The 20,817-nt window shown below is 67.9% G+C and carries 15 protein-coding genes and 1 pseudogene; 8 read left to right on the forward strand and 8 right to left on the reverse strand.

Annotated elements, in window-relative coordinates:
- The 4 genes from CA237_RS04165 to CA237_RS04180 all read right to left on the reverse strand — a co-directional run bounded on the left by CA237_RS04165 (position 1) and on the right by CA237_RS04180 (position 7,074).
- Positions 1–618: a F0F1 ATP synthase subunit delta gene (locus tag CA237_RS04165; RefSeq protein WP_084401266.1), complete on the reverse strand. Its 618-nt coding sequence runs from the start codon at positions 616–618 to the stop codon at positions 1–3.
- 289 nt (positions 619–907) lie between these two features.
- Positions 908–2,440, reverse strand: a complete 1,533-nt coding sequence (locus CA237_RS04170; protein ID WP_066688324.1) for a trypsin-like peptidase domain-containing protein — start codon at positions 2,438–2,440, stop codon at positions 908–910.
- A gap of 170 nt (positions 2,441–2,610) precedes the next feature.
- Entirely contained in the window at positions 2,611–4,776 is a 2,166-nt protein-coding gene (locus tag CA237_RS04175) for a primosomal protein N' (protein WP_066688209.1), read from the reverse strand.
- Between the two features lie 165 nt (positions 4,777–4,941).
- Complete coding sequence (locus CA237_RS04180; protein ID WP_066688211.1) at positions 4,942–7,074, reverse strand: TonB-dependent receptor; 2,133 nt, start codon at positions 7,072–7,074, stop codon at positions 4,942–4,944.
- A gap of 140 nt (positions 7,075–7,214) precedes the next feature.
- On the opposite strand from CA237_RS04180, the gene CA237_RS04185 reads away from it, so the two are divergent.
- The 5 genes from CA237_RS04185 to CA237_RS04205 all read left to right on the forward strand — a co-directional run bounded on the left by CA237_RS04185 (position 7,215) and on the right by CA237_RS04205 (position 15,859).
- Positions 7,215–8,030, forward strand: a complete 816-nt coding sequence (locus CA237_RS04185; protein WP_066688326.1) for an IclR family transcriptional regulator — start codon at positions 7,215–7,217, stop codon at positions 8,028–8,030.
- A 310-nt stretch (positions 8,031–8,340) separates the two neighbouring features.
- Complete coding sequence (locus CA237_RS04190) at positions 8,341–9,624, forward strand: L-fuconate dehydratase (protein WP_066688212.1); 1,284 nt, start codon at positions 8,341–8,343, stop codon at positions 9,622–9,624.
- Between the two features lie 281 nt (positions 9,625–9,905).
- Positions 9,906–11,114 (forward strand): efflux RND transporter periplasmic adaptor subunit, encoded by a 1,209-nt coding sequence (locus CA237_RS04195; protein WP_232307851.1) that lies wholly within the window; start codon positions 9,906–9,908, stop codon positions 11,112–11,114.
- Positions 11,115–11,117: 3 nt separating this feature from the next.
- On the forward strand, positions 11,118–14,309 hold the full coding sequence (locus CA237_RS04200; RefSeq protein WP_126013029.1) for an efflux RND transporter permease subunit: 3,192 nt from the start codon (positions 11,118–11,120) through the stop codon (positions 14,307–14,309).
- A complete protein-coding gene (locus CA237_RS04205) occupies positions 14,306–15,859 on the forward strand; it encodes an efflux transporter outer membrane subunit (protein WP_126013032.1) in 1,554 nt (517 codons plus the stop codon). Before CA237_RS04200 ends, CA237_RS04205 begins: the two co-directional genes overlap by 4 nt.
- A gap of 102 nt (positions 15,860–15,961) precedes the next feature.
- Here the strand turns inward: CA237_RS04205 and CA237_RS04210 are convergent, their stop codons facing one another.
- Both CA237_RS04210 and CA237_RS04215 read right to left on the reverse strand, forming a co-directional pair.
- Positions 15,962–16,405, reverse strand: a complete 444-nt coding sequence (locus CA237_RS04210; RefSeq protein ID WP_126013035.1) for a hypothetical protein — start codon at positions 16,403–16,405, stop codon at positions 15,962–15,964.
- Positions 16,406–16,454: 49 nt separating this feature from the next.
- On the reverse strand, positions 16,455–17,171 hold the full coding sequence (locus CA237_RS04215; protein WP_126013038.1) for a hypothetical protein: 717 nt from the start codon (positions 17,169–17,171) through the stop codon (positions 16,455–16,457).
- Between the two features lie 112 nt (positions 17,172–17,283).
- On the opposite strand from CA237_RS04215, the gene CA237_RS04220 reads away from it, so the two are divergent.
- Positions 17,284–17,517 (forward strand): hypothetical protein, encoded by a 234-nt coding sequence (locus CA237_RS04220; protein ID WP_126013041.1) that lies wholly within the window; start codon positions 17,284–17,286, stop codon positions 17,515–17,517.
- Positions 17,518–17,522: 5 nt separating this feature from the next.
- Positions 17,523–18,425, forward strand: a complete 903-nt coding sequence (rarD, locus tag CA237_RS04225; RefSeq protein WP_126013044.1) for an EamA family transporter RarD — start codon at positions 17,523–17,525, stop codon at positions 18,423–18,425.
- A gap of 4 nt (positions 18,426–18,429) precedes the next feature.
- On the opposite strand, the pseudogene CA237_RS04230 reads toward rarD, so the two are convergent.
- A pseudogene (locus tag CA237_RS04230) lies at positions 18,430–18,992 on the reverse strand (glycine zipper 2TM domain-containing protein).
- Positions 18,993–19,084: 92 nt separating this feature from the next.
- Positions 19,085–19,909 (reverse strand): class I mannose-6-phosphate isomerase, encoded by an 825-nt coding sequence (locus CA237_RS04240; protein WP_066688222.1) that lies wholly within the window; start codon positions 19,907–19,909, stop codon positions 19,085–19,087.
- Between the two features lie 94 nt (positions 19,910–20,003).
- Here CA237_RS04240 and CA237_RS04245 point away from each other — a divergent pair.
- Positions 20,004–20,817: outer membrane protein assembly factor BamD (locus tag CA237_RS04245; RefSeq protein ID WP_164523828.1), on the forward strand; the 814-nt coding region annotated here is incomplete at its 3' end.

Consider the following 20,817-nt stretch of genomic DNA (forward strand, 5'->3'; position numbering starts at 1 on the left):
TCAGCCTTTCATCGCGTGCGCGAGCGTGTTCAGTCGGGTCTTGATCGAGCTATCGATCATCTGGCTGCCGATCTTCACGACCAGTCCGCCAAGGAGAGTGGGGTCGACCTTCAGGTCGATCGCGACCTCGCGGCCGACGCGGTGACGCAGCTGCTGCTTGAGCGCGTCGACCTGAGAATCGTCCAGCGGGTGGGCCGAAACGACTTCCGCATTGGTCTCGCCCCGCGAACGGGCGGCGAGGTCGCGGAACGCGCGGATGATCGCGGGCAGGTCGCCCAGGCGACGATTCTGCGCCAGTACGCCGAGGAAATTGGCGGTCAGCGGGTCGAGGCCCAGCACCGGGACCAGCGCGGCAATGGCGCGGGCCGCGTCGTCGCGGCCGACCAGCGGGCTTTTCACCAGCGCCGACAGGTCCGCCGACTCGGTCATGGCCGACGACACCGTCTTCAGGCTCGATTCGACAGCCGTCAGCTGGCCCTGCTGCCGGGCGAGGTCAAACAGCGCGGTCGCATAGCGGCCGCCCAGGCTCGCCTGGATCGTACCGCCGCCACCAGTAGTTCCGCCGGATGTCTCCACGCGCGCGTCCTTGTCAGGGGTCAACTTCAAAATCCCATGCATGAAAGGGGGCCGCCATTCCAACCGCCGTCGCGACCGATGTCGCGCCGCTGACCGGCCCATGCGCCCCCGATGGGTCGTGGGGCCGCTAGCATCGGTGTCACGATTTCGCAAGCTTTGTGGGAGGTCGGTTCGCTCAATCCGATTCGAACCCAAGCTGAACGGGGAATGACATGTCCCGATTTCGGGTCAGCTCGTATCCCCGCGCAGGCGGGGATCCAGAGCCGCGACCGGCAGCGCTTGTAACGCTGGACCCCCGCCTACGCGGGGGTACGGTAATGCCCGGAGAAGGTTACTTCGCCGCCGTGCAGCGATACACCAGCCGTTCGTTCACCTGCGCGGGCAACGCCGTCCGAATCGCCGATTGCTGCGTCGCCAGCGCGGCGCGTCCGCCGGTGTCGGCGGCGCAGGCCTTTTGCTGTACCTGTCCGCGCAGCGTCCGCGCCCGCTCCATCGCGTCGGCCGACAACAGGTAACGGCTGTTGGTATAGCTGCCGCTGACCGGATCGAAGCGCAGAACCGACACCGTCGCATCCTCGTTCGGCACGAGAATCCGTTCCCAGCCGCCGCCCGGGGCCTCGGCATATTGGGTGCGGCCGTTCATGCACCCGTCCGCCCGCCAATCGAAGCGGACGGTTTCGACTGGCGGCTGGATGATCCGGCTGCGTTCGGGCACCAGCGCGCATTGCAGCGCGCCCGACAGCGGCGTCGCACGGGTCGCGGCGGTGCTGCCCGATTCGTCGGCGGGGGCAACCGATTCGGGATCGAAATCGGGCCGCAGCACGAACGTCGCGACCGCCGCGACGAAGAACACCCCGCCCGCGATCGCCGCCAGCCGCGCCTGCCGCTTCTGCTTCTTCAGCCGCCGCGTTGCCAGCATCCCGGCATAGCCGGCTGCCAGCACCGACAGCGCCAGCAGTACGGCGGCGATGGCGATCATGTTCTCGCGAGTCTCGGCATTGTCGGCGCGGGCCTTTTCCAGCGCGGCTTCGCGGTCGTCGCGGGCGCGTTCGGCGGCGGCACGGGCGCGCTCGCGATCCTCGATGCTCTGCCGTTCGGCATCGGCTCGGTCGCGCGCATCGGCATCGGCCAGCGTCAGGCAGGGGGTGGTGATGGTCGAGACGGGCTGGCTCGCCTCGCGCAGGAACGCGATTAGTTCGGCGTCCGCAATGGCGAAGGCGAAGCTCGCGTCACCCTCTTCGCCGCGGGTCAGCGCAGAATTGACGCCCAGCACCCGGCCGCACCGGTCGAGCAGCGGCCCGCCAGAATTGCCGCGCGCGATGCTGGCGGTGTGGACCAGCACGGCGGTCCCCTCCAGCGTGCGGTTGCCCGACATCACGCCCTGCGAGCGCACCGGCGCGGTCGGCGTTACGAAATCATCCGCTGACCGGGCGGTGGCGAGATCGACATTCCCCGGATAGCCGAGCGCGATCAGCGGATCGCTCTCGCCCAGCGGCCCGGTATAAAGGGTGAGCGGGGGCAGGCGCACGCCGCCGACCTCGATCAGCGCCAGGTCGCGCGACTTGTCGATGCGCAGCACGCGGCCCTCGAACGACTTGTCGCCCTCCGACGGGACCACGCCGACGACCGCTTCGCCGGGATAGCGTTCCAGCAGTTCGACGACATGCGCGTTGGTGACGATCCGGCCGGGCGCGATGGCGAAGCCGGTGCCGTGTTCGACATCGACCATTTCGCCATCGACGGTCGCGATCACCACGACCCGCACGACGCCGCGCGCCGCCGCCGACACATCGTCGGCGTGGGCCGGTGCGGTGAACACCAGCAACGCGGCCAGCGCCGCCAGCCAGCAGGTCAGCAATCGCATGATCGGCATCCCGTCTTTCCCCATGACGCCGCCGTTTCGGCGAAAGTAGGGCGCGGGGCAAGGGGGGGCTCGTTTCCGTATCCCCGCGCAGGCGGGGATCCAGAGTAACAAAGCGTGACGTGAGTGGCTCTGGACCCCCGCCTGCGCGGGGGCACGGATCACGCAGGAAGCTACACGAAACTATACGGATCGACGTCCACCGCCACCCGCACCTTCGTCCCCCATTCGACCCCGTCCAGCCAGTCGCGGATCACGTCCTGCACGTCGAGGCTGCGGGTGGCATGCACCAGCAGGCGGAAGCGGTGCCGCCCGCGCAGCATGGCGAGCGGCGCGGGGGCGGGGCCATAGACGTGACACCCCTCCACCTGCGGTGCGGCGCGGCCGATCGCGCGGGCGGTCGCCTCCGCCGCGCCCTTGTCCTCCGACGACACGATGATCGCGGCATAGCGGCCGAAGGGGGGCACGCCCGCCTCCTCGCGCGCTTCGGTCTCTGCGGCATAGAAGCTGTCGGCATCGCCCGAGATCAACGCCTGCATCACCGGCGCGCCCGGCTGCGTCGTCTGGATATAGACATGGCCGGGCTTGGTCCCGCGCCCCGCCCGACCCGCCACCTGCGCGATCTGCTGGAACGTCCGCTCCGACGCGCGCAGGTCGCCGCCCTGCAGCCCCAGATCGGCGTCGATCACCCCGACACAGGTCAGGTTGGGAAAATGATAACCCTTGGTCACCAGCTGCGTGCCGACGACGATGTCGATGTCACCCGCCTCCATCCGGCCCACGAACTCCGCCGCCTTGGCCGGGGACCAGATGGTGTCGGAGGTGACGATGGCGATCTTCGCGGTCGGCCACAGCGCCGCCGCCTCGTCCGCGATCCGCTCGACGCCGGGACCGCACGCGACCAGCGCGTCCTCCGCCTGGCATTCGGGGCAGGCGCGCGGCGTCGGAATGACATGCCCGCAATGATGGCACGACAGCCGGTGGATCAGCCGGTGCTCGACCATCCACGCCGTGCAATTGGGACATTGGAAGCGATGCCCGCACGAGCGGCACAAGGTCAGCGGCGCATAGCCGCGCCGGTTGAGGAACAGCAGCGCCTGTTCGTGTCGGCCCAGCGTCTCGTCGATCGCCTTGACCAAAGGTGCCGCGATCCAGCGACCGCGTTCGGGCGGTTGCTCGATCAGGTCGATCGCCTCGATCGTCGGCAGTTGCGCCTTGCCATAGCGACCGGGCAGCTTCACCTCGGTATAGCGGCCCTGCACCACCTGTTGCCGCGTCTCGATCGCCGGCGTGGCGCTGGCAAGGATCACCGGGCATTTCTCGAACAGCCCGCGCATCACCGCCACGTCGCGGGCGTGATAATGCACCCCTTCTTCCTGTTTGAAGCTCGTCTCGTGCGCTTCGTCGACGACGATCAGCCCGAGATTGGCATAGGGCAGGAACAGCGCCGAACGCGCGCCGACCACGACCTTCGCCTGTCCGCTGGCGATGGAGCGCCACGCCCGGCGCCGCTGGGTCGAGCGCAGGTCGCTGTGCCACGGCACCGGCTCGCAGCCGAAGCGCGCGGTGAAGCGCTTGAGGAACGGTTCGGTCAGCGCGATTTCGGGGAGCAGCACCAGCACCTGCCGATCCTGCCGGATCGCCGCCGCGACTGCTTCGAAATACACTTCGGTCTTGCCCGATCCGGTGACGCCGTCGAGCAGGAAGGGGTGGAAGGCGTGCGCATCGACCGCCCCGGTCAGCCGGTCGGCGGCCGCCTGCTGGTCATCGGAAAGTGCCGGCTGGTGATGGTCGGGGTCGGGGGTCGGATAGGGCTGGTCGATATCGACCGACACCGCCTCGATCGCGCCGAGCTTGACCAGCCCCCGAATCACCGCGTCGGACACATCGGCGATGGCAGCCAGTTCGCGCACCAGCCCGCGCCGCTCGCCGATCCGCTCCAGCGCCTGTTCGCGTTGTGCCGTCATGCGGTCGGGCACCACGCCGGTCGCACGATATTCGATGGCGAGCTTCGCCCCCTCCAGCGCCGAGGTGGAGGCAAGGCACATGCGCAGCACCGATGCCGGCGCGGCGAGATAATAGCCCGCCGTCCACTCCACCAACCGGCGAAGCGGCGCCGCGATCGGCGGCACGTCGGCGGCCGCCAGCAGCGGGCGCAGCCGGTTGTCGCCGACCTCTTCCGCCGCCAGCCGCTCGGCATCCCACACCACGCCCAGCAACTGCCGGGGGCCGAGCGGGGCGGTGACGATCGAGCCGGGTTCGACGGTCATGCCATGCGGCACGCGGTAGTCGAGCGGCCCGAGTGCAGCGTTGAGCAGGAGGACGCGGGCGCGGGACATGGACAGGTAGATAGGCGCGCGGCGGCGAATGGGGAACCATCGCCGGACCGTAAAGAGAACGTGCCCCCGCGAAGGCGGGGGCCCAGAGCCCAACCGAGCCGAAGCCTCGTGGCCATAACCCTGGACCCCCGCCTGCGCGGGGGTACGGATCGTTGTTGCCAGGCCTTACAGCGCCAGTCGCGCCGTCACCCGGATATCGCGCCCGGCCAGCGGAGCGAAGTCCTTGAGGAAGCTGGCATGCCGCCGCGCCTCGACGTCGAAGATATTGTTCGCCGACACCATCAGCGTCGTCTTGCTGTCGCGCCCGAACGGCCGCAGCGAGACCGAGGCGTTGACCATCGTATAGGCCGGCGTCACCGTCTCCAGCTCGGCGACACGGTCCTGCGCGGTCACATGCTCGACCTCGCCGCGCACCTGCACCAGCCGGCCCTGCGCCTCGACACCGCCCAGCACGCGCAGCGGCGGGATGCGCGGGGCGGGGCCGCGATCGACGATCGTCGCGCGGGTATAATCGGCCAGGCCGTCGATATTGATCGCCGTCTCGCCGAAGGTCGCGACGCGCGCCGATGCCTCCGCCTCGAACCCCCACAGCCGCGCATCCGCCTGCGAATATTGGAACACCGGCAGGTGATCTTCCTCCTCGCCGGTCGGGTTCTCGTAGATGAAGTTGCGGAACCAGTTGTGATAGGCCGACAACCCGAAGCTGTAGCCGTCGCCCGACCCCTTCAGCGTCGCTTCCAGCCCGTCGCTGATTTCCTTGGCAAAGCCCGGGTTGCCGATTTCGAACGCCTGCGTGCCGGCATGCGGGCCGTTGGCGAACAGTTCCTCGGCCGAGGGCGCACGTTCGGTATGGCTGGCGTTCAGGCCGAAACGGACATTGTCCGCCAGCCCGACACTGGCGCCGAGCGAGCCGGAAAAGCTGTTGAAGCGGCGGCGGATATTGTCGTTGCCGAGATCGATATCGGCCGCGGCGCGGGCGACCGAATATTCATAGCGCCCGCCCGCTTCGGCACGGAACGCGCCTAGGTCGAACGACTGGAGCGTGAACAGGCCGAATTGCTGCGTCTCGCTTTTGGGAATGAATTTCTCTTCGCCGATGATGTTCAGGTCGCGGATATACATCTGCCCGCCGAACGCGCCGCGCCATGCGCCGCGTGCCGCCTGCACCGCCTCGACACGCGCTTCCAGCCCGCGATTGTAGAAGCTGGTGCCGATCTCGCCGGTATCCTCGATCTCGTCATGGCGGTAATCGGCGATGCCGCCGCGCACGCGCAGCTTTTCGATGAAGCCGTCGCCGGTATTCACCTCGGCGCGCATGTCGGCGCGGGTCTGGCGGACGTGCAGCGTCACCTGCTCGTGGCCGTGACCCTCTTCCTCGCCCCCTTCTTCGCCTTCATGGTCGTGGTCATGCTCGGCGACGTCGAACCGCTCGGGCACGCCGTAGCGATTGTCGAGATGGCTGACCGAGAAGCCGAGATTGCCGGTATCGGTCACGATCGCGGCACCGCCGGCCACTTCCCACATCCGCGACTGCGAATTGGGCAGCCGCCCGCGCAGGTCGGCCAGCTCGCGCACCTCCGCCTCGTCGCTCGCCGCCGCCTGCGCCCGCAACGGGCGCGACAACAGGTAGCCGCCGGTGCGCAGGTCGTCGGTCTTGCCATAGGTGCCGTCGAGGTGGAACACGACCTTGTCGGTCACCGGCACGTCGACCGCCGCCGACGCATTGCGCTCGTTCGCGGCGGAGCCATAGGTGGCGATCGCGTCGACATGGATCGGTTCGTCGGGCACCCGGCGCGGGATGCGGCTGTCGATGACGTTGACCACGCCGCCGATCGCCGACGACCCGAACAGCAGCGCCGAGGGGCCACGCAGCACTTCGATCCGGTCGGCGGTCAGCGGATTGATCGCGACGGCGTGGTCGACCGAGGTGTTGGACACGTCGAAGCTGCCGATGCCGTCGGTCAGCACGCGCACGCGCTCGCCCTGCAGGCCGCGCAGCACCGGGCGCGACGCGTTGGGGCCGAAGCTGGTCGCCGATACGCCGGGCTGGCGGGCCAGCGTCTCACCGATGGTCGGGCGCAGTTCGCGGGTCAGATTCTCGCCGCTCAGCACGCTGGTGCCCGACAGGATATCGGCCTGGTTGCGCTGATAGGGGGCAGTGATGATGATCTCGGGCGGGGCCTCGCTATGATAGCCGTCGGTCGTCGTCGCGGTGCCCTGCGCGGTCGTGCTCTGGGCAAAGGCGGCGGCGGGCAGGGCCAGGGCGGTGGTCGACAGCCACAGGGCGGGACGGAACATTGCGAAGCACTCCAGTTTATCGAGACTCGATCCGGTAGCGTAATATGATACAACATACCACGACTTTGTGCATCGCAGCGGTGATGGCGTCGCGCACCCTCGGGTTGCGTACCCTTTCGTTTCCGGCAAAGGTCCGCGCCATGACGAGCAAGACCGCCGCGACGCCCGCCGACACCGCCGATGCCGAAGCCGCCGACGACCGCCGCTACCGCGCGCCCGCGCTGGAAAAGGGGCTCGACATCCTCGAACTGCTGGCCGGGGTGACGACCCCGCTGACGCTGACGCAGATCGTGCAGCGCTTGGGCCGATCGCATGGTGAGCTGTTCCGCATGGTGCAGGTGCTGGAATATCGCGGCTATCTGACGACCGAGGCGGGCGGGGACGGCTATACGCTCAGCGACCGATTGTTCTCGCTCGGCATGAACCAGCCGCGCACCCGCTATCTGATCGAGGTCGCGCTGCCCGAGATGCGGCAGCTGGCGCAGGAAACCGGCCAATCGTGCCATGTCGCGGTGCACACCATGGGCGACATGGCGGTCATCGCGCGGATGGAATCGGCCGACCAGCTCGGCTTCTCGGTCCGGGTCGGCTATCGCCGGCCGCTGTTGCAGGCGGCGTCGGGCGTCGTGCTCTACGCCTTCCAGCCCGACGATGTGCGCGCGCGGTGGGAAGCGATGCTCGACCCCAGGCCGACGCCCGAGGCGCTGGCGACCTTCCGCACCCATGCCGAGGAAGTCCGCGCCGCCGGGATCGAGCGCACCCCCAGCCGCTTCGTCAGCGGCGTGACCGACCTGTCGGCGCCGATCCTGCGCGGCGGCGTCGCGGCGGCGGCGCTGACCATGCCCTATCTGTCGAAACTGGGCGAGGCCGACACGACCGACGCGGCGGCGGCGGCGGTACAGGCGGCCGCAGCACGGATTTCGGAACAACTGGTCGACGATGACCATCATCCCTGAAGGGCGCCGACAACCGTTCCGTACCCCCGCGCAGGCGGGGGTCCAGAGCCGAGCAGAACAACAGGTTGCGTTTGCCGCCCTGGACCCCCGCCTGCGCGGGGGTACGGTCGGGCATAGGGCTATTCTCGCGGGCCAAGCCGTGACTCCTGGCTGCACGGGGGTACGGTGTTTGACGTGTGCCTCCCCGCCCACCACGCTTTCCAGTTGCATGAAAAACTACGTTCAAATATGAAAACACTTCGGCGTCGGGGATGACGACCGGAACGGGGCGGATCGAACATTCACGGGCGGCGCCCCATGGGGGCTGCGTATGACGATCATCACCCGGCTATCGGTCCACGACATCCGGTTTCCGACCTCTGCCTTTCTCGACGGCTCCGACGCGATGAATCCGGAGCCGGACTACTCGGCGGCCTATTGCATCCTCGAAACCGACACGCCGGGGCTGGAGGGGCACGGCCTGACCTTCACCATCGGGCGCGGCAACGACCTGTGCTGCGCGGCGATCGCGACGCTGGCGCCGTTGATCGAGGGGTTGGCGCTCGACGATATTCGCAAAGACGGTGCCGGCTTCTGGCGACGGATCACCGGCGACAGCCAGCTGCGCTGGGTCGGCCCGGAAAAGGGGATCATCCACCTCGCCACCGGCGCGGTCGTCAATGCGGTGTGGGATTTGCTGGCCAAGGCGGCGGGCCTGCCTTTGTGGGACTATATCGGGTCGATGACCCCGGCCGAGATCGTCGGGCTGATCGACTTCCGCTACATGACCGACTGCATCGCCCCCGACGAAGCGGTCGCGCTGCTGGAGGAACGCGCGATCGGCAAGGCGGAACGGCGGGCGACGCTGCTGGCGGAGGGTTATCCCGCCTATACCACCTCGCCCGGCTGGCTCGGCTATTCCGATGAAAAGCTGGTCCGCCTGTGCAAGGAAGCGGTCGCCGAGGGCTTCACCCACATCAAGCTGAAGGTCGGCGGCGATCCCGCCAACGATCGCCGCCGCGTGGCGCTGGCCCGCGAGACGGTCGGGGCGGACATCGACCTGATGATCGACGCCAATCAGGTCTGGGAAGTGTCGGAGGCGATCGCCCGCGTCAACGACCTCGCCTTCGCCAAGCCCCGCTTCATCGAGGAGCCAACTTCACCCGACGATGTCGAGGGGCATCGCGCGATCCGCGAGGGGGTGAAGCCGGTGCAGGTCGCCACCGGCGAGATGTGCCAGAACCGCATCGTCTTCAAACAGTTCATCATGCGCCACGCATTGGACGTGGTGCAGATCGACGCCTGTCGCCTGGGCGGCGTGAACGAGGTGCTGGCGGTGCTGCTGATGGCCGCGCGCTTCAACCTCGCCGTGTGGCCGCATGCCGGGGGCGTGGGGCTGTGCGAATATGTCCAGCACCTCTCGATGATCGACTATCTGTGCTTTTCGGGCGTGAAGCACGACCGCGCCGCCGAGTTCGTCGATCACCTGCACGAACATTTCCTCGACCCCTGCGTGGTCGAAAACGGCGCCTATCGCGCGCCGACGCGGCCGGGCTATTCGATCGAGATGAAGCCGGAATCGATGGCAGCGCATCGCTGGACGGGTTCGCGCTGACCTCAAGTCGTTCGCCGTCACCCCGGCCTTGAGCCGGGGTCCCGATTCTTCTTCTGCTAGGGGTGAAAAGCGGGATCCCGGGTCAGGCCCGGGGTGACGGTGGAGAGCGACACGCTTCTGTCGCAAATCGCGCTTCGTTGCCTGTCCGCGACAAATTGCGACAACCTTCGCATTGCGCCATTCGACGTGGCGCGTATGAAATTGCATCTGAAACTTTCGGATGTGGCGATGGTTGTGCGTCGGCGCACCCGCGCCGCTTTCCTGTCGCAAAGGTTGTCGCCTTGATCCGATCCGCGTCGCCGCGCGTCCGCCCGTTCCTGTTGCTGCCCGTCCTGATCGCGCTGTCTGCCTGCGGCGGTGGAGAGGAAAAGGCGACGAAGAACGGCCGCGGCAACCAGGGACCGGCACAGGTCGGCTTCGTCGTGGTGCAACCCACCAGCGTCGCCCAGACCGCCGATCTCGCCGCGCGGGTCGTCGCGTTCCAGCAGTCGGAGGTCCGTCCGCAGGTCGCCGGGCTGATCCGCAAACGCTATTTCACCGAAGGCGCGTTGGTCCGTGCCGGACAGACGCTCTACCAGATCGATCCGCGCCTCTATCGTGCGCAGGCCAATGAAGCGGTCGCCAACCTCAACAGCGCCCGCGCCAATGCCGAGGCGACCCGCGTCCGCGCCGAACGCTACCGCCCGCTGGCGGAGATCGAGGCGGTCAGCCGCCAGGACTATACCGACGCCGCCGCGCAGGCGCGTCAGGCCGCCGCCGCCGTCGAACAGAGCCGGGCGCAGTTGGAGACGGCGCGCGTGAACCTGTCCTTCACCAACGTCCCCGCACCGATCACCGGACGGATCGGGCGCAGCTATTTCACCGAAGGCGCGCTGGTCACCACCAACCAGGCCGATCCGCTGGCGGTGATCCAGCGGCTCGACCCGATCTTCGTCGATATCCAGCAATCTGCCGCCGACCTCCTTGCGCTGCGTCGCGAGCTGGCCAGCGGCGGGGTGGTCCCGGCATCGGCCGCTGTCCGCCTGAAACTGGAGGACGGCAGCGACTTCGGCCAGACCGGCACGGTCCAGTTCGCCGAGGTGATGGTCAATGCCCAGACCGGCACGGTGACGCTGCGCGCCCGCTTCCCCAATCCCCAGGGCATCTTGCTGCCCGGCATGTTCGTCCGCGCGCAATTCGCGCAAGCGATCGACCAGCGCGCGATCCTCGTGCCCCAACAGGCGGTGAAGCGCGATCCCAAGGGGCAGGCGACCGTCTTCGTCGTCGGCCCGAACGATACCGCCGTGCAAAAGACGGTGCAGGCCGACCGCACCCAGGGCGAATTCTGGGTCGTGACCGGTGGCCTCAACCCCGGCGACAAGGTGATTACGCAGGGGACCGCGAACCTGCGCCCTAACGCGAAGGTCCGGCCGGTCCCGGCCAATACCCCGCAACGCGTTCAACCCAAGCCGCAGGGCGACAAGGCTGCCACGTCACAGAAGGCGGGATAAGCCATGTCACGTATCTTCATCGACCGCCCGATCTTCGCATGGGTGATCGCGATCATCGTGATGCTGGGCGGGCTGGGCGCGATCCTGTCGCTGCCGATCGCCCAATATCCTGACGTCGCCCCGCCACAGGTCAATATCCGCGCGACCTATCCCGGTGCGAATGCGGAAACGATCCAGAACTCGGTCACCCAGATCATCGAACAGCAGCTGACCGGCATCGACGGCCTGCTCTATTTCAGCTCGCAAAGCAGCTCGCGCGGGCAGGTGACGATCAGCGCGACCTTCGACAAGGGCGTCGATCCCGATATCGCGCAGGTGCAGGTGCAGAACCAGGTGCAGCAGGCGCTCAGCCGCCTGCCGCAACAGGTCCAGCAGCAGGGCATCCGCGTCACCAAGTCGAACCCCGACTTCCTGATGATCGTCGGCATCTTCGACGAAACCGACCAACGCACCAATGGCGACGTGTCGGACTATATGGAGGCGAACCTCGTTGAGCCGCTGGCGCGGATCAACGGCGTCGGCGAAACCAATGTGTTCGGGTCGCAATATGCGATGCGCATCTGGCTCGATCCGGCGAAGCTCGCCTCCTTCTCGCTGATGCCCGGCGACGTCATCACCGCGATCCAGAACCAGAATACCGAAGTCGCCGCGGGCGAGCTGGGCGGGCAACCCTCCGGTCCCGAACAGCAGCTGAACGCCACCGTCACCGCCCAGTCGCGGCTCCAGACCCCGGCACAGTTTCAGGCGATCATCCTGAAGACGTTGCCCGACGGCTCGACCGTGCGGCTCGCCGATGTCGCGCGCATCGAACTGGGCCAGGAAAACTACGCGGCGCTGAGCCGGGTCAACGCCCATCCCGGCGCCGGCCTCGCCATCAGCCTCGCGCCCGGCGCCGACGCGCTGGAAACGGCGGAACTGGTCAAGGCGGAAGTCGAACGCCAATCGGCCAAATTCCCCGCCGGGCTGACCTTCGCCTATGCCAACGACACCACCGCCTTCATCAAGCTGTCGATCGAGGAAGTGGTCAAGACGCTGGTCGAGGCGGTGATCCTCGTCGTCATCGTCATGTTCGTGTTCCTGCAGAGCTGGCGCGCGACGCTGATCCCGACGATCGCGGTGCCCGTCGTGCTGCTCGGCACCTTCGGCATCTTCTATCTCTTCGGCTTTTCGATCAACACGCTGACGCTGTTCGGGCTGGTGCTCGCCATCGGCCTGCTGGTCGACGACGCGATTGTCGTGGTCGAGAATGTCGAGCGCCTGCTCGAAGAAAATCCCGACATGTCGCCGCGCGATGCGACGATTCAGTCGATGGAGGAAATCCAGGTCGCGCTGGTCGCGATCGGCATCGTGCTGTCGGCGGTTTTCCTGCCGATGGCGTTCTTCGGCGGGTCGACCGGGGTCATCTATCGCCAGTTTTCGGTGACGATCGTCGCGGCGATGGTGCTGTCGGTGCTGGTCGCGCTGATCCTGTCGCCGGCGCTGACCGCGACCCTGCTCAAGCAAAAGAAGCGCGGCGAGGACGGTAGCCTCGAAGGCGGCTGGCTGGAACGCAAATTCCCGCGCGTCGCACATTTCGGCGAGCGGTTGCGCATCGGCTTCAACACCCGGTTCGACCGGGGCGTGGCGAAATACGAACGCGGCGTCGTCCATGTCATCGACCGCAAATGGCTCTATCTCCTGCTCTATGCGGCGGTGCTCGCCATCCTCGCTTTGCTGTTCTTCCGCCTGCCGACCAGCTTCCTGCCGACCGAGGATCAGGGGGCGGCAACCGTCCGCTTCCAGCTCCCCGCCGGGTCGACGCGCGGCCGTACCGAAGAGGTACAGCGCGCGGTCGAGAAATATCTGCTGACCTATGAGAAGAACAATATCCGCACCATCCTGACCGTCGCGGGCGGCGGCGGCGGCAGTTCGGGGCAGAATACCGGGCAGGGGTTCATCAACTTCACCGATTGGGCGGAACGCAAGGGCAAGGAAAACAGCGCCGACGCGATCGTCGCCCGCGCCTCCGCCGCCTTCGGCGGCTTGCGCGATGCGCAGGTCTTCGCGCTGCTGCCTCCCGCGGTGCGCGGCCTGGGACAGGCGAACGGCTTCACCATGGAGCTGCAGAACGCCAGCGGCATGACCACCGCCGAATTTGCCGAAGCGCGCGACAAGCTGCTCGCCGCCGCCAATGCCGATCCGATGCTGACCGGGGTGCGCCTGTCCGAACTGCCCGACATCGCGACGCTGAACGTCGATATCGACCAGCAGCGGCTCTCCACGCTCGGCCTGACGCAGGGCGATGTGAACAACACGTTGTCGACCGCCTGGGGCGGACGCTACGTGAACGACTTCATCGATCGCGGCCGGGTGAAGCGCGTGTTCGTGCAGGGCGACGCGCCCTATCGCAGCGAACCGACCGACCTCAGCCAATGGTTCGTGCGGGGATCGAACGGGCAGATGGTGCCCTTCTCCTCCTTCTCGCGCACCGGCTGGACCGTCGCCCCGACCACCCTGTCGCGCTTTCAGGGCCTGCCCTCGTTCGAATTTCAGGGGCAGGCGGCACCCGGCGTCAGCTCGGGCGAGGCGATGGAGCGTATCGCCGAACTGGCCGGCCAGATTCCGGGCACCAGCGTCGCCTGGGCCGGGCTGTCGTTCCAGGAACGGCTGTCGTCGGGGCAGGCGCCGATCCTCTACGGCCTGTCGATCCTCGTCGTATTCCTGTGCCTTGCCGCGCTCTACGAAAGCTGGTCGATCCCGATCGCCGTGCTGCTGGTCATCCCGCTCGGGCTGATCGGGGCGATCGCCTTCGTCACGCTGCGTGGGCTGGAGAACGACGTCTATCTCCAGATCGGGTTGCTGACGACGATGGGCCTCGCCGCCAAGAATGCGATCCTGATGATCGAATTCGCCGAGCAGGCGGAAAAGAAGGGCGCACGCGTCATCGATGCCGCGCTGGAGGCGGCGCGCATCCGCCTGCGCCCGATCCTGATGACATCGCTCGCCTTCATCTTCGGTGTGCTGCCGCTCGCCATCTCGACCGGGGCGGGCGCCAACAGCCGCATCGCCATCGGCACGGCGGTGATCGGCGGCATGTTCACCGCGACGGTGCTGGCGATCTTCTACATCCCGCTGTTCTTCGTGCTGGTCCGGCGCGGGGTGCGCGACGGTCTCGCCAAGCTGCGTCACAAGCCGACCAAGGAGGCCGAGGCATGAAGCGGCTGACCATCCCGCTCGCCGCACTGCTCGCCGGCTGTTCGATGACCCCGGCCTATGAACGGCCGGCCGCCGTCGTGCCGCCGTCATGGCCGGTCGGCGACGCCTATCTGCGGCAGAGCGAGGCGAGCCTGCCCGCGCTGACCTTCGAACAGGTCTTCACTGCGCCGGGGCTGCGGACCCTCGTCCAGCAGGCGCTGGTCAACAACCGCGATCTGCGCATCGCCGCCGCCAATATCCGTGCGGCGCGGGCGCAATATCGCATCCAGCGCGCGGACCTGTTGCCGCAGGTCGATGCGTCGGCCCGCTACAGCTATCGCGGCACCGGCGATGGCGCGTCGACCATCACCGTGCCGGGCACCGGGACGGGCGGCGGCGGTACGGGCACCGGGACCGGACAGCCGGGAACCGGCACCGGCGGGACCGGGGGCACCGGCGGTACGGTCGTCACCAGCGGTCGTTCGCCCAGCAGCTTCTCGCTCGACGCCGGCGCGACCGCGTTCGAACTCGATCTGTTCGGCCGCATCCGCTCGCTGACCGAGGCCGAGCAGAATCGCTATTTCGCGACCGAGGCCGGCGCGCGGGCCACCCGCCTGACCTTGGTCGGCGACATTGCCGAAGCATGGGCGACCTATGGCGCCGATCGCAGCCTGATGGCGGTGGCGGAGGCGACGGCGGCCAGCGCGCGGCGCAGCGTCACGCTGACCCGCGCGCGGTTGCAGGGCGGTATCGCGCCGCGCACCGACCTGCGTCAGGCGGAACAGATCCTCGCCACCGCCGAAAGTGACCTCGCCGAACAGCGCACGCAGCTGGCGCAGGACATCAACGCGCTGCAACTGCTGGTCGGTGCGCCGATCGATCCCCGGCTGCTGCCCGCCTCGATCGATGTCGCGCTGCCGACCATCGCGAACCTGCCGGCGGGAATCGACTCCTCGATCCTGCTGCGCCGTCCCGACGTGGTGCAGGCGGAATATGAGCTGCTGGCGGCCAATGCCGATATCGGCGCGGCGCGCGCGGCGCTGTTCCCGCGCCTGTCGCTGACCGGGCTGGTCGGCTTCGCCAGCGACGCGCTGCGCACGCTCTTCACCGGCGGCGCGTTCAACTATTCGGTCGCGCCCTCGCTCAGCTATCCGATCTTCCGCGCCGGCGCCGGCCGGGCAGGGGTCGAGTTCAGCAAGGCGCAGCGCGACGCGCTGCTCGCCACCTATGAACGCACCATCCAGTCGGCGTTCCGCGACGTCGCCGACGCCCTCGCACGACAGGGGACCATCGCCGACCAGACCCGGGCCGAACAGGCCAATCTGGTCGCCGCGCAGGACACGTTCCGCCTGACCGAGGCCAGATACCGGGGCGGCATCGACACCTTCCTCACCAGCCTCGACGCGCAGCGCAGCTATTACAGCGCGCAACGCCGCCTCGTCGCGACGCAGCTGGTCGCGGCGACCAACCGCGTGACGCTGTACCGTTCGCTGGGCGGCGATTCGCTGCTGGAGGCGGGGCCAAACGGCCCGGTGCCGGTGACTCCCGCGACGTCCGCCCAAATGCGTTGACCGTACCCCCGCGTAGGCGGGGGTCCAGGGGCTAGAACGCAACGTCTGTTTGCGGGGCTCTGGACCCCCGCCTGCGCGGGGGTACGAGGTGGGCAGCTAACTTTAAGCCGCCGCCCCCCACCCCGCCGGCTCGTCATCATTCGCGGCCTTCCGCGCCACCCGCACCCGCCGCGTCCGCCGCCGCCGCGACCGGGGCAGCACCCGCGCCACCCACAACTTCACCGAAGCCCCCCGCACGGCGCCCGCCACCGCCAACGCCGCCAGCATCGCATCGAGATAGGCGGCGACATCCACCGCCATCAGCACGCCGGCCAGTTCGGGCGACCCCATCGCCGATACGATAATCATGTCGCCGCCCATCCAGACGATGGTCCCCGCCGCCGCCGACAGCATCGCGAACAGCAGCCAATGCCCCGGCGTCAGCGACGCGAACCGCCGCGCCACCGGCAGCACCAGCAGTCCGGCCAGCACCCGCGCCACCGGCAGCTCCGGCCACAACCGCAGCACGACGATACAGGCGATAAAGGTAGCAGCGACGATCGGCATATGTTTCCCCTCCGCAACGACATGGGGAGCCGACCACCGGCCGTAAAGATCAGCCGCCGTCGACGACCAGGTCGACCGACGTGCCCCGCCCCTCCGGCGACAGGAACACGGCATAGGCGGCGTTGCCGCGCGTACCGCCCAGCACATGCTGGCCGCCCTCGGCCTGATGCTCCGCCGAATAGCCGCCCTTCGTCGCCCGGGTGTAATACCAGTCGACCATGCGATCGACCGGCTGGGCGATGGTGAAGCTGACCACCCGCATCCGGCAGCCATCGGCATCGGTGCCGGCCGCTTCGGACAGCCGCGCATCGGGGTGGAGGGCAAAGGCGGCTGGCAGGCGGTTGGCCCAGACAGCGCTATAGGCGACCTTCGCCGCGCATTGCCGGTTGCCGGCCTTCTGCACCGCGGCCAGTTCCCCCAGCGTCAGCGCCTCGCGCCCGCCCTTGCACGACGGACAGGCGCCGGGCTTCGGCGCGGATTGCAGCGATTCGGCCTGCGCCCCGCTGCCCGACGCGACGTCGGCGGCGGGGGCGGCGGCGCTGTACGGCTTGTCGGCGGGACGCACCGCGCCATTGCCCGATTGCCCGGTCAGGCTGGGGTCAACCATGATCTGGTCCTGCAACGCCGCCCTCACCGCCGGATCGCCGGCATTGCCGCGCAACAGTTCGGCATCGAGCGCGTCGGTATCGTTCGCGCTCGGCGTGCTGCCTAGGTTACAGGCGGCCAGCAGCGTCAGTGGTAACAGGATCGAAACGGCACGGATCATCGACGACGCACTCCGGTGGGACAGGGCTGCGCGACGCTACGCCCGCCCGGTTAAGATTCCACCGTATCGGAAAAATGCGCCGCCGCCATTGCCCGACGCGGCATCCGGGGCCATGTCCTGTCCCACGTTGAACATCGTCTCGATCCTGATCGGTCTCGTCGCGCTGGTGATCGCCATCCCCGCGCTCATCCCCGTCGTCTCGCTGATGAACTGGATCGCCTTTCCGATCGCGCTGGTCGGGTTCGTAGTGGGTCTGCTGTCGTCGAAGAATACCGGCCGCAACCTCAACCTCGTGATCCTGATCGTCGCGGGTCTCCGCCTGTTCCTGACCGGCGGCCTGATCTAATCTCGATGGACGAGGGGGTGGACCGGCGCGGGCTGGCGTTCGGCATCGGCGCCTATGCGCTGTGGGGGCTGTTGCCGCTCTATTTCCGGCTGCTCGGGCCGATCGACGCGGGGGAGATCGTGGCGCAGCGCGTGCTGTGGTCGGCGCTGCTCGTCGCGATCATCGTCGTCGCGGTCGGGCGCGGCGCCCAGCTGCGCGCGGCCTTTGCCGACCGCCGCGCGCTCGCCAACCTCGTCGCCAGTGCGGCATTCATCGCGATCAACTGGCTGGTCTATGTCTGGGCGGTGCTCCACGGCGAAGTGCTCGCCGCCAGCCTCGCCTATTTCCTGAACCCGCTGCTCAACGTGCTGCTGGGCGTCGTTCTGCTCGGCGAACGCATGAACCGGACGCAGGCGGCGGCGGTGGCGCTGGCCGGGGCGGGGGTGGCGCTGTTCGCCTTCGGATCGTCGTGGATCGCGCTCGGCATCAGCCTCAGCCTCGCGATCAGCTTCGCGCTCTATGGCCTGATCCGCAAGACGGTATCGGTCGGCGCGCTCGAAGGGCTAATGGTGGAGACCACGCTGTTGGCACCCGTCGCGCTCGGTTATCTGCTGTTGCTCAGCACCACCCAGCCGCTGGCATTCGATCAGGGCGCGGGCATGGCCGCATTGCTGGTCGTTGCCGGAGCAGTCACCACCGCGCCGCTGCTGCTCTTTTCCGCCGCCGCGCGCCGGTTGCGGCTGGCGACGATGGGAATGCTGCAGTTCCTTGCGCCCTCGCTGCAGTTCCTGATCGCCATCTTCGTGTTCGGCGAAACGCTGACGCCGGTGCGCACGGGCTGTTTCGCGCTGATCTGGGCCGGCCTTGCCGTCTATGTCGTCGGCGGGCGCAGGCCGGGGCGGCGCGATGCCACCCCGACCCGGGCTTGAGGGCTTAGCGGCAGACCACCTGACCGCGATCGACCGAGCGGCCGAGCAGCGCACCCGCACCGCCGCCGATCAACGTGCCCAGCAGGCTCGACTGGCCGCCGGCAATGACATTGCCCAGCACGCCGCCACCCAGGCCACCGATGATGAGTCCAGTGGTGCCGTCGCTGCGGCGGCAATAATAGCGATTGTCCTGCCCGCGATAGATGCGGTCGTTCCGGGTCAGCCGGCGCGGCTGGTAATAGCGGCCGTCGCGATAGTAACGGTCGGCCCAATAGCGGTTCTGGCCCGGTTCGAACCGGTTGTAGTTATAGTTGCGATAGGCGCGCCAGTCGCGCTGGTCGCGACGCAGGTCGCGCCGGGCATCGTTCACGTCGCGGCGGTATTCGCGCTCGGCACGGCGCACGTCGCGGGGCTGTCGGCATTGCGCAGGTCGCGGCGATAGTCGCGGCGGGCGTCGCGCACTTCGTCGCGATATTCCTGGCGCGGGGTCTGCGCCATCGCGGGGGCGGCGGCGATCGTCGGCAGGGTCACGGCCGCAACCATCGCGGCGAGGATCGGGGTACGCATCATTCTACTCCTGTCCAGAGGATGGGCGGTAGAACGACGCGACCTCGATCGCGGTTGCGTGAACGGAAAACTACTTCCCGTTCATTTTCACGTCAGGCGTATTGCTGACCAGGATAGGCGAACAACAGGTCCGAGTCCTCGCTCGCCTGCAACTGCACTTCACCTTCGAAGGTCAGGCAGTCGCCGGCGGTCCATTTCGTACCGTCGGCCGTTCCATTGCCGGTAACGGGAACGAACCAGCCCTTTACGCCTGCCGGAACTTTGACGCTGCGGTCGCCACCGGTCCAGCGTTCCAGCACGAACTTCGGCCCGTTGACCAGGATCGCGCGGTTCTCCGCGATCTGGCCCGGCGCTTCCGGCGCCACGAACGGCCGCGCGTCCGACACCGCGACGCCATCCTCCAGATGCAGCTCGCGCGGGCGGCCATAATCGTACAACCGGTACGTCGTTTCCGAATTCTGCTGGATCTCGATCAGCGTGATGCCGGCGCCGATCGCATGGACCGTGCCCGACTTGGCATAGAAGAAATCGCCGGCCTTCACCGGCTTCCAGTCCAGCTTCTGCTCGATCGACCCGTCGAGCGCCGCATCGCGCAGCTGCTCGGCGGTCATCGGTTCGAGGGTGCCGAGCGCAATGGTCGAATCGGGCTCGGCCGCCAGCAGCGTCCAGCACTCGTCCTTGCCGCGCGGCAGGCCGCGGGCCTGCGCCTGGCGGTCGTCGGGATGGACCTGCACCGACAGTTTTTCCGAGGTGAAGAGATATTTCACCAGCAGGTCGGGGGTGTCGTCGCCCGGCGTCTTGTACCAGATCTCGCCGACCGGATCGGCATCGGCCGGCTGATCGGCGAAACCGAAGCCGAGGGAATGGCGGCCCCACGGCTTTTCGACGCGGTGCATTTCGAGCTTGGTGACGGGCATGGGATCGCTCCGGATCGTCGTTGAACGGGTCCGCGTGCTCATGCGCGAAAGGGACTGTTCGCGCTACCCCTGTGGCAGTAGAAGCATCGCCAATATGCGTACCGTATCGACCCGCGCGTCTGCGCTCATCCTCGTCGCCATCGCCGGTCTCGGCCTGTCCGCCTGCGCCCGTGGCGGCGGCGGCGCGGGCCGCGACCTGCCCTATGTCGCGCGCGACGTGGGCACGCTCTACACCGCCGCGAAGGACCGGCTCGACCGCCATCAGTACAAGGTCGCGGCGGCATTGTTCGACGAGGTCGAGCGCCAGCACCCCTATTCGGTCTGGGCCCGCCGGGCGCAGCTGATGGGCGCGTTCAGCTATTATCTGGACGCCGACTATACGAAGGCGATCGCCGGTGCGCAGCGTTTCCTGTCGGTCCATCCCGGCAACCGCGACGCGCCTTATGCCTATTATCTGATTGCGCTGAGCTATTACGAGCAGATCAGCGACGTGACCCGCGACCAGAAGATCACGATGCAGGCGATGGACGCGCTGGGCGAACTCTCGCGCCGCTATCCCAATACGCCCTATGCCGCCGATGCCCGGCTGAAGCTCGATCTGGTGCGCGATCACTTGGCCGGCAAGGAAATGGAGATCGGCCGCTTCTATCAGCAGCGCGGGCAATGGCTGGCGGCGTCGATGCGCTTCCGCTCGGTCGTCGATCAGTATCAGACGACCACCCACGCACCCGAGGCGCTGATGCGCCTGACCGAAACCTATCTGGCGCTGGGCGTGCCGGCAGAGGCGAAGAAGTCGGCCGCCGTGCTCGGCGCCAACTATCCGGGCACCGACTGGTATCAGCGCGCCTATGACCTGATCAACGACAAGACGCCCCCGCCGCCCAAGCCGATCCCGGTCAAATACGCCC

It is taken from the genome of Sphingomonas sp. ABOLH, assembly GCF_003951715.1.
Taxonomy (GTDB): domain Bacteria; phylum Pseudomonadota; class Alphaproteobacteria; order Sphingomonadales; family Sphingomonadaceae; genus Sphingomonas; species Sphingomonas hankookensis_A.